This is a genomic window from Sphingobium sp. B2D3A (genome assembly GCF_025961795.1).
Lineage (GTDB): Bacteria > Pseudomonadota > Alphaproteobacteria > Sphingomonadales > Sphingomonadaceae > Sphingobium.
The window spans coordinates 3,339,026-3,353,960 of record NZ_JAOQOI010000001.1 but is presented as its reverse complement, the minus strand read 5'-3'; the positions used below and the strand labels follow the sequence as shown (position 1 = coordinate 3,353,960).

The following is a 14,935-nucleotide window of genomic DNA, read 5'->3' as shown; positions in this document are numbered from 1 at the left end:
AGTAATTATGTTAAATATCAAATGTTTATGATGAAACCACTTAACATTTACGCAGTTCATCGGCAAGGTTTGGGACTAAGCGGTCGTTAGCGCACGGTGTGACGAACGGTGTATTGGTTGACAATAGCTGCCTCGTCGACTGCCATGGCAGTGGCTGATGTAGAAGCGAGCAAAAGCGCGGCCGCCCTAGGAGCTACGCATTTTAGATTTTTAAGAAAATGCCCGAAATCCCTTGCAGATGGTGTCAGCCACGCTGGTGAAGGGCGAACATCAAGGGATCTTAAAGTTTACGTTAACCATGCCATTGAATTTGATGCCCCATGAGAGGATGCACCAATTGGAACGTTTTCGCGAGAACGTGCCGCTTTGGCAGAGCGTTCCCGTTATTCGATAACCTCGACATTTCCCTGACGGCGACCTGGGTCAGGTCGGCGCCCTCGTTTGGGAACTATGCCGTCCCTTCCACCCTTGCCATCCTTAGCGCTTCTGCCGCCGTTGGTAGCGGTGCGACGACCGCGCCATGGACATGATGAGCTCAACCCAATCCAGGCCGACAAACTAACGGCGCGGTCAAGCAATATAGGGTGTTTCTTGCAGGGGCCTGACCTTCCAGGATGAGCCATTTCAGAATGCTGCCGCTCACCGCGTAATTGGGAAGACGTTGCCGGTCGCTGGCTCTCGTTAGGAATCGACGCGCGTGAGACGGCCAGCCAACCTTGTGTCCCTTGCGCTCAAGAATGGGCTTGTTCAGGCGGGACCGACTTCGGCTACGTCATGCCCGCCGCCTGACGGATGGCCGATGCCAGCTCGTCTTCGCTTCGTCCGCCATTGATGGCGATGCGCCCGCCGAACACAAAGTGTGGAACGGACCGGACCCCGGCCACTGCCGATTGAGCCGCCTCCTGCTCGACGCGCCGGTGCTGCTCGGGATCAAGCGCGATCGCGTGGGCTTCCTGGCGCTCGAACCCATGGGCCATGGCGATATCGGCTAGGACATCGGCGTCCGAGGTGTTTTTGGCTTTCAGAAAATAGGCGTCGGTGATCGCAACCGCGAGCCGATGCTGCGTCCCGCGTTCGCGCGCCGCAAGGATGAGCCCGTGCGCCGGCTGCGTTCGATATGCCCAGAGCTGGTGGCTCAGGTCGAGATCGAAACCGGATGCACGCGCTTCCGCCTCGGGCCGGACGAATGCCGCCTTGGGATCCGTCGCGCCGTAGCGCCAGCGCAGGAGATCGGGAATGTAAAGGCCCTCGGGCGGTGCATCAGGAAGCAGGAGAACCGGGTGCTGACGGATATCCACGTCCAGTTCGGGGAAGCGCTCCGCCAGAACCTTGTCGAGACGGTGATGCCCGACGAAGCACCACGGACAGCTGATCTCGGTAAATAAATCGATTTGTAGCATGAGATCATTCCTAGGATCGGCGTAGCGGACGGACGCCGTTAAGATCAGGCCGCCTTGTCCAGGAGCGCGCGGACCTGCTCTTCGCTGGTAGCGATGGCGGCCTTGGCCGCTTCAGGCCCGAAGACAGTGCCTTCGACGCGGATGATCTCGACGTCGGTAAGGCCGATGAAAGCCAGAAGATGGCGCAGATAACCGGTCTGGAAATCGAACGCGGCCCATTCGCCCTCCGAGAAGACGCCACCTGCGGCGGTGACGAGATAGACCTTCTTGCCGGTGAGCAACCCCCGCGCACCATCTCCGCTATAGCCAAAAGTCACGCCCGGCCAGGTGATGTGATCGAACCAGGCCTTGAGCGACGATGGCAAGCCGAAATTGATCATCCCCGAACCCATCACGATGACGTCAGCCGCCTCCACTTCATCCACCAGTTCCTGGGCGATACCTACGGCCTCGACCTGCTCGGGCGTTCGCGCCTCGGCTGCCGCGACCCGGCCGTGGATATAGGCCGGGCCGATATGTGGCGGGGGATTGCCCAAAAGGTCGCGCGTTACAAAAATACCGCCCGGGCGAGTCCTGAGGCCTTGTGCGATTTCGGTCGCGAAACGGGTGGACAGGCTTTCGGCACCACGAGGACTCGACGTAACGAGGAGAATGTTGGTCATGGTCACTCCAGCGAAGACATGGTAGTAACTATTTGTTACCGACACTAATAAAGTGACCATATCGCTCCTCGCAAGAAGGCACTGCAATGACACTAGGTGACATCGATTTTCCTACCCCTACTCAGGGGGAAGATTGCGGGATGGTCCGGGAAATCCTCGACCGCGTCGGGGATAAATGGAGCCTATACATCATCGCGACGCTTAAAGACGGGCCGGTCCGCTTCAACGAACTGCGCCGCCGGATCGGTGGCATCTCGCAGCGGATGCTGACCATTACCCTGCGTGGACTGGAACGCGACGGGCTGATCAAACGGACGATGTTTCCCACGATCCCGCCGCGCGTGGAGTATGAGTTGACCGATATTGGAGGGTCACTTCTCGCACCCGTCATGGCGCTCACCATGTGGGCGAACAGCAATCAGGATAACATCCAGAACGCCCGTACCCGATACGATGCGAGCAAGGACGTTTAGGATCACATTCGATGATCATCTTTGCGGAAGTCATGCAAGACTGTCGCTAGGAGACTGACACCATGCGACCTCATCATGGTCAGATAACGACCCGCGTGGCTGACACGTTAGCCTGACAGCAGCTGCCTCACGTGACCAGTCTACATGATATTCCCAGAGCCAGGCGAATAGCTGCTGGCGACAACGTTGTTGGCGATCAGCGCGTCGCACTTCACCGTGCCTGACGCCTCGAGAATAGCGGCATCGATCGTCACCCGGTCGGCCGTGATGGTGATAGTAGCGCCGCCGCCGATCACCAGCTGGGTGCCGCTGGCATAGGACAGCAAAAGCCGATCGCCGGCGCTGTCGAGGGTGACACTGAGGCCATCGCGTGTGCGGAGGCTTGCGCTCCCGGCTGGACGCTCGGCGGCAGTCCATAAAAAGCCCATGACCACCAGATCGCGCCCACGACGGTCAACTGCCGCGACCAAAGCAGTGTCGCCGACCGCAGGTGCAGCACCAAGCCGTGGGCCGGTGCCCGCAGCCGGTGATGCCACGTCCGTCCAACCGGACTGCGATCTTGGCGGCGGCAGCATCAGCCGCACTCGGCCAAGGCCTTCGGGATCGTCGACGTCGGTCACTTTGGCGCGGGTCACCTGCATTGATCGGCCTTTCGTTAGGAGTGAGGGCCAGCATGATCAGTTCGCGCGCTCGTTCGAACTCGCGTGAACCGGCCAATCACAGGCTGCGGACCTGAATATGCCGCAGACCGTCTGCAGACCGGAGTAAGATCTACTGCACATCGGCCTTAGCGACATTTATAAATTGGTTGAGACGGTGAAGCGAGGGCGCCGAGCGCTACCTGATGTGGCCGCTATTAACGAAGCCGCGAGGGACCGTCCGAGAATGATGAGGGTATGAGAGGGTTGAAGCGACGGATTACGCTAGCCGATCGGGGATTCAGCCCTTCATAGTCCGCCATCCAAACCTGCCAATCGTTCACGCGCTTTTCACCTGCAGGCGTGTCCGCGAGTACGACGAAACGCCTAACAAGCTTGCACCCATGAGGGCGAGCGAACCATCAACGATCAGGGCCATCATGTCATTGGCGCCGAACAAAATTGCGTGCCCGATTGCAAGGGCGATCAACAGAGCGCCCGTTCCATTGCGTCCGACCCCTGACAAGCTCGCCGGCGTGGCCACAGCCGCTGCCGCCAGCGCCGCGAGGCTGATCGTCCCCCACGTCCATATCGGCACGGCTCCTACTACTGTGAATAGCGCGGCGATGGCGGCGCATGTCAGCGCCAGAGGTTGTCCCCAGACGATTGCGGCCCAGACACGTTCCCAGCCTGGGGCGGGCCTGCCCTTGTCACGCCGCCGGGCCAGCCAGATATGGACCCCGCCCGCTGCAAGATAAGTGAGGCCAAGACCCAGCAGCCCATAGGCAATCTTGACGATGCCGCCGCCAAACCATCCAAAATGGAGCGGGCCGAGCGATCCCAGAATCTGCTGGCCGATATTATTCTGCGCGGCCCGCTGCTGGTAATAGAGCGTTCCTGCGCGGTCGAAGGCGTACACATCGTTGCTGGCGATGCGGGACGTGCCACTCTCGACCTCGAACATGGCGGCCGCGCCCTGCTCGGTCGGATGTTCGACAACTAAATAGCTGATCGGGGCACCCGGTGCTCGTTCAGCGACTTTCGCGAACAGTGGCCGCAAGTCGACGGGCGGGGCAGAGCGCGTATCTTCGGCCGGATGGGGCGGCGTAAAGATGGCGTAGACCTTGGCAGTGTCGCCTTGAAACACCGCAAGCCCAATCGCGCCGATGATGACGGTGCTCAGGCCCAAAAGTGCGCCAGTCAACGAAACCGTGACGTGAAAGGGAAGAGCCCAGACGCCGATGCGGTTGTGCAGATCGGCCTCCTGCAGCCGCCGCGAGCCGCCGAGCCGCAGATGAAAGGCATCGCGAAAGATGCGGGGATGAGCGAGCAATCCGGAGATCAGGGAAGAGAGCAGTGCGACGCCGCTCAGCCCCACGATGAAGATGCCCCAGCGTTGCGGCAGGTGCAGATTGATGTGCAGCCGGGTGAGAAAATGGGTCCAGCTTTCGCGCAACGCTCCGGTGATGCGTCCCGTGCTGTCGACGATCCAGGTTGTGCGCGTGCCATCCTCGGTGTCGATCCGCACGGTCGGCCAGGGCCGATCCTTGCTGGGCATCAGAACGTAGACGTGTTCGACGGGCCCCTTGGCGCGATCCATCGCAGCGCGATAGGCTGCCTGAACGGCATCCGCGGAGATGGTTTCCATGCGCTCGACCTGCGGGTTCTCCCAACGATAGAACTCGTTGGCGAACACGGCGATCGTGCCGGTCAGGCAAATCAAATAGAGCAGCGCAGCGAAAGCCAGGCCGAGACCGCTGTGGCCCTTGAGGACTGCGCGCACCAGATCCGGCGAGGGGAAGCCCGCGCCAATCTTCTTTGTCTGGCGAGTCGTCATGTCAGTCCCTTCAGCATGGCCGCGCCGAAGCCGATAATGGACGTTCCCACCAACACAGCGGTGGCGCGTAGAATGCGGCTATCGGCGAGGGTCCATGCCATTGCTGCCCCCCAGGCCAGCGGCACGATCAGACCGCCGATCAGCAATCGCGTCTGGATTTCGCCGGGTGCCCAAACGGCATAGCTGATCCCCAGTCCCATTGCAGCGATCATGCCGATGGGGCCGGCGAGCGACCAGCGCAACGTGGTGCGCCAGGCGCTGGGTGCCCGTTCTGCGGGCTCGGGTGCGAGCCCCTCCCGGTTAGCGCGTTGCGCGCGAGCCGGGCGCCGCGTGTATCCAGAGGCAATGACGCCAAGCGCCGTGACAGACAGGAGCGTAACGGCCACAAAGGGTCCCCGCGCCTCGCCCAGCGTCCACGCCGGCCAGAGCAGGGTCGCGCCCAGCAATGCCAGGCCTGCCCGGCGCCACAGCGCCTTGCCCGCTTTAAGCTGCCATGCGCGCCGCAGCGACCATGAGCCAGCCAGGCTGCCGGCGATGATCGCGACAATTACGACCGGAAATGCCACGTCACTCAAAACCCGGCTTCCAGCACCACACCCACGCTGCGCGGCGCGCCGATAACGGCAAAACCGGTGTAGTCGTTGACGTACTGATCGTATTTCTCGTTGAAGACGTTGTTGGCGAAGAGCGACAGGCTCCAGTGATCGGCGGTATAGCCGATCCGCGCATTGACGAGCGTGCGGGCACCGACCCGGCTCTCCGCCTGTGGGGTCGACACATCCGTCATGACAGCGCTGCGGTAGCTGGCGTTGACATTGGCATTGAAGCCATCGGCGAACCGCACATTGGCGCCGCCCGAAAGAGTCCATTTGGGCGCATAGGGGAATTCGAGGCCCGAGAGGTCGGTGATCGACCCGACGTCCGTCACAAACTCATCGAACTTCGTGCGCGTGTGGCCGATGCTCGCATACCAGTCGAAGGCGGATGAGACGCGATGCGCCACCTCGACCTCAAACCCGTAGACGTGCGACTTGCCGGCATTGACGGTATGCGTGTCGTAGGTGCCGTTGCCGAAATTGGCGGTGGTCTGCTGCTCGGTCCAATCGATGTAGAAGGCGTTTGCGTTGGCGGTTAGCCGGCCGTCGAGCCAGGACGAACGCAAAGAGAGCTCATAGTTCCAGGTAAACTCCGGATCGTAAGCAAAGAGCTGCGATCGCGCCGTGTTGAAGCTGCTGCCGCCTGAGCGATAGCCGCGCTGAGCCACGAACGCCGTCGAGAGGTCGGGAGTCCATGCCATCTCAACCCCGGCCTTGGGCAGAAATGCATTGAACTTTCGCGTTCCCACGGGAGCCGAGCCATTGGCGTCATTCACCAGCCCGAGCACGAAGCCATTCAGAGCGGTGATCGCGCCATCCAGAGGTGCCGGGTAGAGCGCCGCGTTCGGCAAAGTGCCGACGAAGCTCGCCACGGCCTCGCCGCCGATCTTGTTTCGCTCATGATCGTAACGGAAGCCGCCGATCAGCGAAAGCCGATCGGTCACGCGGTAGCGGGCATCCGCAAACAGCGCCATGGTTTCGACCTGAGTTGGAAAGTCCGACGTGTAGTCGACCGGAATATTTGGCAACGCGGCGGTGTAGATTCCCGCCACCTGCTGCGCCGTTGCTGCACCAAGGCTGGGCGTGAGTGCATTGACGATCGTACTGGCAGGCGTTGGCACGAGCGTGACCTGATGCGATTGCCGATACTGGTCGCGATTGTAATAGAACAGGCCGACAAGCCCGCTTAGTCGACCGCTTTCATAATTGAGGCGCAGTTCCTGGGTGAAGGTCTCCGCCCCGCCTGCGATGTCGCTATAGGCTGTGCTGGCCGCCGAGGAATCGCCATCATATTTCCGGATGAAGTTCGTGTCCGTCCAGGTGCCGAGCGTGCTGAGCGAGAGGCCGCTGCCAAGATCGTGGCGCAGATCCAGCGTTATCTGGTCGTTATTGACATCGCTGCTGTTGGGATAGTCCGAGGGGTTGGTCCGCGTCTCGAAATAATCGCCATTCGACCGGTCGACGTAGACGAACAGATAGCCACCCTGTGTTTCGAAGTGATGATAGTTGAGCCGCGCCTCGAAGCCGGGCAAGGCTGAAGGCGTCCACAGGAGCTTGCCGCGCAGCGAGATCGAGTCCAGCGGGTTTTCAGGCGCCCGGCGAGTCGGATTGTAGATGTAACCATCAGAGTCCCGCTTTTCGGCAGAGACCCGGAAGGCCAGCTCGTCCGTAATCAACGGTCCGCCACCCGCAACGGCGAACTGGGTGGTGTCAAATGAAGAGACCAGCGCCCGACCTTTGGCGCTCCAATTGAAGGTGGGGTCCTGGGTACGAATGTGCACCGCCCCGGCTAGCGCATTCAGACCCTGAATCGTCGATTGGGGACCGCGGAAGATTTCGACCTGGGCGACGTCCCACATGTCCGTCGGACCATTGGACAGAATATCCTGCTGAACCGGTGCGCCATCGACAAATACGGTCGCCGTGGCTGCGTCGCCGCCGCCCGATACGCCGCGCTGGTCGATGCCCCGGATCGAGAAACCTGATGCACCGTAAGTCTCGGAGACATTCGCCGTGCGCTGGTAGATTTCCTGGATCGTGAGGACATTTTCATCGGCAAGGCGCGAGGCTGTCACGACGCCGACGGAGGCCGTCGTTTCCTGCAGGCTACGCGAAGTCTTCTCCCCGGTGACAATGATTTCTACGGGCTCATCAGCAGGTGCGACAGCTTCAGCACGGGCGGGCGAGGGGTTCGCAAGCGTGACGAGCAGTGAAGTCGATAGCAGCCAGTTGGTTTTCATGATGCCCCCGCGGTTTTGATGGGGGGCGCGTATTTGCAATGCTAATGCGAGTCAACCGCAAATAAGAATGTCGATCCGGTTTGAATTTTACGAAAGCGGGATCGGATGGGGGTTGCTGAAGCAGATTTGCACTGCGAGCGCTTCAAAGCCGGACGCGCAACCCGCCGAAAGAATTTCCTGAGGCAGCGGCTCGTTCTGTCGGGATAGGCCAGCGACTTTGACGCGCAGCCTTGCGAAGCGACGCTCGAACGATTCGAGGTGCTGGCGCACAAGCACGGTAGTCGGAGCTGCGACCACGACTTGATGCCCGGCAGGGCAGCCAATGCCACAGTCCGGAGAGCAACTTCGGTCTTTCCATCGCCTACATCGCCAATGATCAGTCGGTCCATTGGACGACCGCTGGCAAGATCATCGCGCACGGCTGCGATGGCCCGTGCCTGATGCCGTCTCATTAAACGCGAAGGTCGCAACGAAGCGCTCAACCGAAGGCGGCGTAACGCTCTAGTGCCAACGCACTATGCCAATTTATGACGATTTTTATGACCATGAAAGCAAGCCAGGAAATAGTCTTTAAATAACATAGAATTTTGGCGTACACCCTCTCCGCCAGTTCCTGCATCTCAGTGATCGCTCCCTATCCGTTTGCGGCAGATCGTGTGCAACACGGCCGACTTTATGGCTTAATTCATTGCAATACCGGCGGCTTATGCGCACTCCACACAAATTCAACGTCAACCCGTTGGAGAGACTTGCGGAGCGGAGATCTATTCCGACGGGGGCTTCTATTTGCGCGTCCACAACTCCGGCACTAGGTCACCCTTCAATCGCGCCCACCGTATATCTTCGCTCTCCCCGAACCTATCATTGGCCCGTGCTTGATCAGGCGCGTGGAAGCCCCGGCATAGCCGACATTCACCGCTCGAATGATCGCTGAAACCTGCCCTCTTTTATTAGACGTTTGCTGGAACTCGGGATCGATGTTGCGGCACCATTTTAATGGAACGTATCGGCTGACGTGTTGCATGCGCTGTTGGCCCTTGTCCTACGAGCGACGCGCGACACCCCAAGCGTTTTGCAAATATCCAATCTATTCCGGCACCACCTCGATCGTCACATTGTCCAATTGCCCGTTAAAGGCGAAGGGGGCCGTGAAGCTGCCGTCCAGCGTGTCGAAGCTGCGCCCGATAGCGCCGCCGCCGCGAATGATGGCGGGAATGGTCCGCTTGATCTGACCTTGGCCTACAGCGACGCCATCCACGTGCAGCACGGCATCGCCGGGCTTGCCCTGCCCATTGTCGGTCACCGCAACTGAGATGCGGTGTTTGCCGGCGGGAAGGGCAGGGCCCTGCAGGCGCAGAATGTCGCCGGGTGAATCCGAGGCCTTGTAGAGGAAGGTCGGTCGCCCGCCTGTCATGTAGAGGCTCCAGCCGCCATAACGGCTGCCGTTCATGACCAGCGTGCCCTCGGCGCGTATGCCTTTCGCAAGGGCGATATCCGCCTCTGCCCGCCACGAGCGGCCGGCCAGATCAGGGAAGCCGGGGCCGGTGATCGGCCGTGACGTGGGCTGGTAGGTGAAGCGTGTCTCCCCGGCCAGCAGCGTGGGGCGATTGCGGCTCGACCAGCGCGCGAAGGAGCGGTTGTCGAGCGGCAGAATGTCCCCGCTCTTGGCGTCCGCCCAGAACTGGTCGATCATCGATTTCAGCCGCTCCGGCTCCTTCGCCGCCAGATTGCGCGACTGGGAGAAGTCCTCGGAGAGATTATAGAGCTCCCAGCCATTGTCGGTGGGCAGGCCGCCGGGCCCGGCGAAATCCCACGGTGCGCGGGTCGGGGTGCTGCTGAGGAACCAGCCGTCGCGGTACAGGCCGGCATTGCCTTGCAGTTCGAAAATCTGCTCGTGGCGGCGGCCTGGCGCATCGGCCTGCCCGAAACTATAGGCCATGCTGATGCCATCGAGCGGCATCTGCGTCACACCATCCACCTGCTCGGGCGGCGTGATGCCCACCGCCTCATAGATGGTCGGGACGATGTCCGCGACATGGTGGAACTGCGTGCGCACTTCGCCATGCGCCTTGATCCGCGCAGGCCAGGACACCACCAGGCCATTGCGCGTGCCACCGAGATGGGAGGCAACCTGCTTGGTCCACTGGAACGGCGCGTTCATCGCCCAGGCCCAGCCGACGGGGTAATTATTATAGAGTTCCGGGCCGCCCAGCTTGTCGATCTGGCCCAGCATTGTCGTGAGATCAGGGCGCATCCCGTTGATCGCGGCGATGTCGTTGGTCGATCCGTTCAGGCCGCCTTCGCCGCTCCCGCCATTGTCGCCCTGAATGTAGATGACGAGCGTGTTTTCAAGCTGGCCGGACGCCCGCAGCGTCTCGATGACCCGGCCGATCTGGTGATCCGCATAAGAGAGGGCGCCCGCGTAGGTCTCCATCATCCGGGCGTAGAGCCGCCGCTCGTCCGGGCCGAGCGTGTCCCAGGCGGGAATGGAGGCGGGGCGCGGCGTCAGCTTGGTCCCGGCCGGGACGACGCCGGCCGCGATCTGCCGCGCCAGAATTTGCTCGCGCATCTTGTCCCAGCCCTGATCGAACTGGCCCTTGAACCGCGCGATCCAGTCGGCCGGGGCATGATGGGGGCTGTGCGAGGTGCCCGGTGCATAGAGCATGAAGAAGGGCCGACCCGGTGCCGAAATCCCCTGCATGCGGATCCATTCGATCGCGTGATCGGCCATGTCGCGCTCAAGATGATAGCCCGGCGGGAAATTTCCGCGGGCGAGCGGAAGCTGGTTCTCGAACAAGGAGGGGTTCCACAGGCTGGTCGCGCCGCCCATGAAGCCATAGAAATAATCGAAGCCCAGCCCGTTGGGCCAGCGGTCGAACGGACCGGCGGCACTCTGTTCCCATTCCGGGGTATTGTGGTTCTTGCCGAACCACGCCGTGCCGTAGCCATGCTGGCGCAGCACCTCGCCGACCGTCGCTGCGCTCTTGGGCAGGATCGTCGTGTAACCGGGATAGCCCGTGCCCATTTCGGTAATGGCGCCAAAGCCGACGCGATGCGGATTGCGGCCGGTCAGCAGCGAGGCGCGGGTCGGTGCGCAAAGCGCGGTCGTGTGGAAGCGGTTGTAGCGCAGCCCATCATGGGCGAGCGCCTCGAAGGTCGGTGTCGGCACCGGGCCGCCGAACGGTGTGGTGGCGCCGAACCCCACATCGTCGGTGATGATGACCAGAACGTTCGGCGCCCCTGCCGGCGGCTTGGGCAAGGGCGCATATTTCGGCGGATCGGATTGCGCGAGCGTACGGCCGATCTTGCCTTCAAAGCGCTGTTCCGGCGTTGGCAGGATCGCGCCAGCCGCTTGGGCCGGTGCGGATCGCACTTCTGCTTGTCCAGCCCCTGCAGGTTGCGCATGCACCAGCGCCGCGCTGCTTGCGCAGATGAAGGTGAGGCAGGACGTCGAAATCAGTCGGCTCATAATCATGTCGTCCATCCCTCAGTCCGCTGGCGCCGTTCCGCCTCACATATAATCACAGGCCCGTCATCAGCACGGCTATGGCAGCGACGTCCAGCAGGTTGTTTCCACACTGTAGGACGTAGGTGATCGTTAACTACTCGTCACCAGCAAGCCTGTCGTTGGAAAGCAGCATGTGCCTTCGCCTTGCTTGCGGTCGTGCGGTCTACGTTGCTCGTGTTCCGAAAGCCGCCATTCGCTCAGGTCGATTGGCATAAGTTCCGGGCCGGTCTGGCTGGCTCAGCTGGCGAGGCGGTAGTGGCCCCGGGGGAGCCCGCTCGCCGCGCCAGGATTAGTCAAGGGAGCCCAAAAGATGAAAAGTTGGCAAGCGTCCCTCTGGTCTTATAAAGCGCGTCGCAGAGGGTGTAAGAAACGCAACGACACAACCAATGCGATTATCGCGCGATGGCGTGCAGCACGCCTGCCAGCCGCTCCAGTTGCTCTTCCTCAGCGATCCGCTCCTTGAGCAACCAGCGTCCGTCTTTATGGACCAGCCCGGTCGGGACCTTCCTGCGCCGTCCGCCCGGGGTCAGCGCAATTGCTGCAGGTCCTGCGTCGACCCTCTCTATCTGGGCCAATCGAGCGAGCAGCTTGATCCGCGCGACCGCAAGAAGTCGCTCAGCAGCATCCGGGAGCGAGCCGAACCGATCGATCAGCTCTTCTTGTAAGGCTTCGAGTTCTCCTTCGTCGCTCGCCCTGGCGATCCGCACATAGAGACCCAGACGAATGTCGACGTCGGGAATCCAGTCCTCGGGCAACGCGCCGGCCGTTCCAACATTCACCTCCGCGAGCCAAAGCCCGTCATCCTCGCCGCGCGCGGCCCTCAACGCCGCCTCGAATAAATGCTGGTAAAGGTCGACGCCCATGAGCTTCATATGCCCCGCCTGAGCATCGCTTAACAGATCGCCGGCGCCGCGCTGATCAAGGTCTGCTGCACTTATCTCGAATCCCGCGCCAAGTCGGTCGTAAGTCGTAAGCGTTCGCAGGCGCTTCATCGTCTGCTCGGCAATCGTCCCACCCTCGGTGAACAGCATGACCTGTCCCCGCCTATTGCCCCGGCCGACCCGTCCGCGCAGTTGATGAAGCTGGGCGAGGCCGAAACGGTCGGCGTGCCAAACGAGCATGGTATTGGCGCGCGGCACGTCCAGACCCGCCTCGATAATATTCGTTGCGAGGAGTATATCGCCCTCGCCATTGGCGAAACGGACCATAGCCGCGTCAATCTCCGCCGCCGGTAGCTTGCCATGCGCCTCGATCAGCACAAGATCGGGCGTGATGCGCCGCAATCGCTCCGAGAGGGGCGCGAGATCCTCGATCCGTGGCACGACGACGAAGCTTTGCCCGCCCCGCGAGCACTCGCGTAGCAACGCCGTTCTGATCTGCGTGTCGTTCGGCTCGGCAAGGCTGGTGCGGATCGGCTGGCGGCGCGCTGGCGGCGTTGCGATGACGGAAATCTGCTGAAGTCCGATCATCGCCCGGTGGAGTGTTCGCGGGATCGGGGTTGCGCTCATCGCGAGCAAATGGACGTCGGCCCGGCCGCGCAGCTTCGCCTTGTCAGCTGCACCAAAACGCTGCTCCTCATCTATGACAACGAGACCCAGCTTCGCATAGCGCACGTCCTTCGCCATTACCGCGCTGGTTCCGATGACGATGTCGATCGATCCGTCCGCCAAGCCCGCCTTGACGACCTTTTTCTCTGCCGCACTCGAAAGGCGGGATAGGCTAGCGACTTTGACTCCCAGCCCTGCGAAGCGGCGCTCGAACGTTTCCAGGTGCTGGCGCACAAGCACGGTAGTCGGCGCTGCGACCACGACTTGATGCCCGGCAAGGGCAGCCAATGCCGCAGCCCGGAGGGCAACTTCGGTCTTTCCATAGCCTACATCGCCAATGATCAGTCGGTCCATTGGACGACCGCTGGCAAGGTCATCGCGCACGGCTGCGATGGCCCGTGCCTGATCAGCCGTCTCATTGAACGCGAAGGTCGCAACGAAGCGCTCATAGGCGGCCGCCTCCGGCTCCAGTAAAGGGGCTTTTGTATTCATGCGCTGTTGCGCCAGCTTCAAAAGCGCCTTTGCGTTGGCCGCCGTCGCCTCGTCTATCTCGCTACGCCGCTTCGTCCAGCTCGTGCCGTCAAGCTTGTCGAGCTTTACTGCGTCCGCATCGGCGCCATAGCGCCAGATACGCCCCGCCTCTCCGGCAGGCACCAGTCGGCGGGTACCGCCGGCATATTCCAAAATGATCGCTTCCGATCCGCCTTCGGCTGGCGCGGCATTGAGCCCGAGCACTCGCGCGACGCCATGGTCTTCATGGACGACCACATCGCCCACGCGAATATCGCCGCCTGCGCGCGCAATTTCTGACGATGCCGTCTCCGGGGCCTCGTTCAGCAACGCCCGGCTGCCCAAGAGATCGGCGGCCGCCAGCATGATCAATCCGTCTCCGACCGCGCCCGCGTCGATCGGCGCAATTAGAGCGCCACCACTCGACTTCGGAGACGCGAGAACGGAACCGAGATCGGCCACGTCCTGCAATTCGAGACCCAATTTGTGCGCGATGCGAGACCGCAGGAATCGGACATCCCGCTCGCTTCCAACGAGCAGTAATCGGTCGCCGGAATCAAGCCGCGGCTTCACAAACCGGACCATCGCGTTGAGTGGTGCGCGTTGCTCAGCGAAACGGGGGAGGGCTTCGATTTGAGCATCGGTAATCTCACTTGTCTTCCAGCTTTCTTCGCCCGCCCTCCACTCACCTTCCGCCACGGCGTCGGCCGGCTGTTCGGCCCCTGTCTCAGCTGCCAGTCGAGCAAATCGACGACGGCGCTGGTCGGCTTTTCCACTTTGAAACAGGCGCCCCGGCCGAAGATGAGCGAGAATGCTGCAACGCCGACCATCCGTTGGCTCCAGCGCGCGGCCGATCTCCAGCGCTTCGCAATCTCCAGTGCTAAGCTGGGTCGCCGGGTCGTAATGCCGGATGCTGGCGATCTGCCCATCAGAAATCTCGATGCGAGCGGGCGCACCGGCATCCGCCGGATAGATATCAATGACTTCACCCCGCACCGCGATTTCGCCCGGTTCGTCTACGCGGTCGTCACTGACATAGCCAATCGCGTTCATGTCCTGCGCAAACCCCGCAGGATCGATCTTGTCGCCCTCCCTCAGCGTAGGCGGCGCAGCGTTAAAGGCGGATGGATCCGGATAAAGCCTTGCCGCCGCTTCGCCGCTCATTACCACAGCGATGGGCTTGACGCCGCCCGCCTTCATGGAGCGCCTGAGCATGCGCAGCGCGGCAACACGCTGCCCAATGTTCGCAGGTGAAGCAGGAGCACTGTCGCCGGGCAGTGTGTCACTTGATGGTAAGAAGATGACCACGTTCTCGGGCGCTAGCTTGCCGAGGGCGGCGGCCAGCGCCTCCGCTTCCTGTTCATCATCGGCGAGATAGAGAACGTCCTCGGCTTGCAGCGCTTTCCATAGTGTCAGGGCCCGTACACCCACTCCATGCCCGCCGCTCATTTCGCGTGTTCCCCAACAAGATCGACCGCAATTCGCGGCCCGATATTGGCAGCGGTCATCATAGCGGCGATCACA

9 protein-coding genes are annotated in these 14,935 nt (G+C 61.7%); 1 reads left to right on the top strand and 8 read right to left on the bottom strand.

Annotated elements, in window-relative coordinates:
* Positions 1 to 767: 767 nt before the first annotated feature.
* Together M2337_RS15615 and M2337_RS15610 are read right to left on the bottom strand one after the other, a co-directional pair.
* Positions 768 to 1,400, bottom strand: a complete 633-nt coding sequence (locus M2337_RS15615) for a DsbA family oxidoreductase (protein WP_264570973.1) — start codon at positions 1,398 to 1,400, stop codon at positions 768 to 770.
* Positions 1,401 to 1,444: 44 nt separating this feature from the next.
* A complete protein-coding gene (locus tag M2337_RS15610; protein ID WP_264570972.1) occupies positions 1,445 to 2,062 on the bottom strand; it encodes an FMN-dependent NADH-azoreductase in 618 nt (205 codons plus the stop codon).
* Positions 2,063 to 2,202: 140 nt separating this feature from the next.
* On the opposite strand from M2337_RS15610, the gene M2337_RS15605 reads away from it, so the two are divergent.
* Positions 2,203 to 2,535, top strand: a complete 333-nt coding sequence (locus M2337_RS15605; protein ID WP_264570971.1) for a winged helix-turn-helix transcriptional regulator — start codon at positions 2,203 to 2,205, stop codon at positions 2,533 to 2,535.
* Positions 2,536 to 2,675: 140 nt separating this feature from the next.
* Here the strand turns inward: M2337_RS15605 and M2337_RS15600 are convergent, their stop codons facing one another.
* From M2337_RS15600 to M2337_RS15570, 6 genes are all read right to left on the bottom strand, one after another.
* Positions 2,676 to 3,176 carry a phage baseplate assembly protein V gene (locus M2337_RS15600; RefSeq protein WP_264570970.1) on the bottom strand — a complete coding sequence of 167 codons (501 nt, stop codon included), beginning with the start codon at positions 3,174 to 3,176 and terminating at the stop codon, positions 2,676 to 2,678.
* A gap of 337 nt (positions 3,177 to 3,513) precedes the next feature.
* Positions 3,514 to 5,010 (bottom strand): PepSY-associated TM helix domain-containing protein, encoded by a 1,497-nt coding sequence (locus tag M2337_RS15595; RefSeq protein WP_264570969.1) that lies wholly within the window; start codon positions 5,008 to 5,010, stop codon positions 3,514 to 3,516.
* Complete coding sequence (locus M2337_RS15590; RefSeq protein WP_264572289.1) at positions 5,007 to 5,576, bottom strand: hypothetical protein; 570 nt, start codon at positions 5,574 to 5,576, stop codon at positions 5,007 to 5,009. The genes M2337_RS15595 and M2337_RS15590 overlap by 4 nt, the downstream gene beginning before the upstream one ends.
* 5 nt (positions 5,577 to 5,581) lie before the next feature.
* On the bottom strand, positions 5,582 to 7,846 hold the full coding sequence (locus M2337_RS15585) for a TonB-dependent receptor (protein ID WP_264570968.1): 2,265 nt from the start codon (positions 7,844 to 7,846) through the stop codon (positions 5,582 to 5,584).
* 1,087 nt (positions 7,847 to 8,933) lie between these two features.
* The gene (locus M2337_RS15575) at positions 8,934 to 11,315 is read right to left on the bottom strand and encodes an arylsulfatase (RefSeq protein WP_264570967.1); all 2,382 of its coding nucleotides are present in this window, start codon (positions 11,313 to 11,315) and stop codon (positions 8,934 to 8,936) included.
* A 431-nt stretch (positions 11,316 to 11,746) separates the two neighbouring features.
* A complete protein-coding gene (locus M2337_RS15570; protein ID WP_264570966.1) occupies positions 11,747 to 14,860 on the bottom strand; it encodes a TRCF domain-containing protein in 3,114 nt (1,037 codons plus the stop codon).
* Positions 14,861 to 14,935 lie beyond the last annotated feature (75 nt).

Excerpts from the sequence above, each read along its gene's own strand:
- M2337_RS15610 (WP_264570972.1), bottom strand. The coding sequence starts at position 2,062 with ATGACCAACATTCTCCTCGTTACGTCGAGTCCTCGTGGTGCCGAAAGC.
- M2337_RS15600 (WP_264570970.1), bottom strand. The coding sequence starts at position 3,176 with ATGCAGGTGACCCGCGCCAAAGTGACCGACGTCGACGATCCCGAAGGC.
- M2337_RS15585 (WP_264570968.1), bottom strand. The coding sequence starts at position 7,846 with ATGAAAACCAACTGGCTGCTATCGACTTCACTGCTCGTCACGCTTGCG.
- M2337_RS15570 (WP_264570966.1), bottom strand. The coding sequence starts at position 14,860 with ATGAGCGGCGGGCATGGAGTGGGTGTACGGGCCCTGACACTATGGAAA.
- M2337_RS15575 (WP_264570967.1), bottom strand. The coding sequence starts at position 11,315 with ATGAGCCGACTGATTTCGACGTCCTGCCTCACCTTCATCTGCGCAAGC.
- M2337_RS15605 (WP_264570971.1), top strand. The coding sequence starts at position 2,203 with ATGGTCCGGGAAATCCTCGACCGCGTCGGGGATAAATGGAGCCTATAC.
- M2337_RS15595 (WP_264570969.1), bottom strand. The coding sequence starts at position 5,010 with ATGACGACTCGCCAGACAAAGAAGATTGGCGCGGGCTTCCCCTCGCCG.
- M2337_RS15615 (WP_264570973.1), bottom strand. The coding sequence starts at position 1,400 with ATGCTACAAATCGATTTATTTACCGAGATCAGCTGTCCGTGGTGCTTC.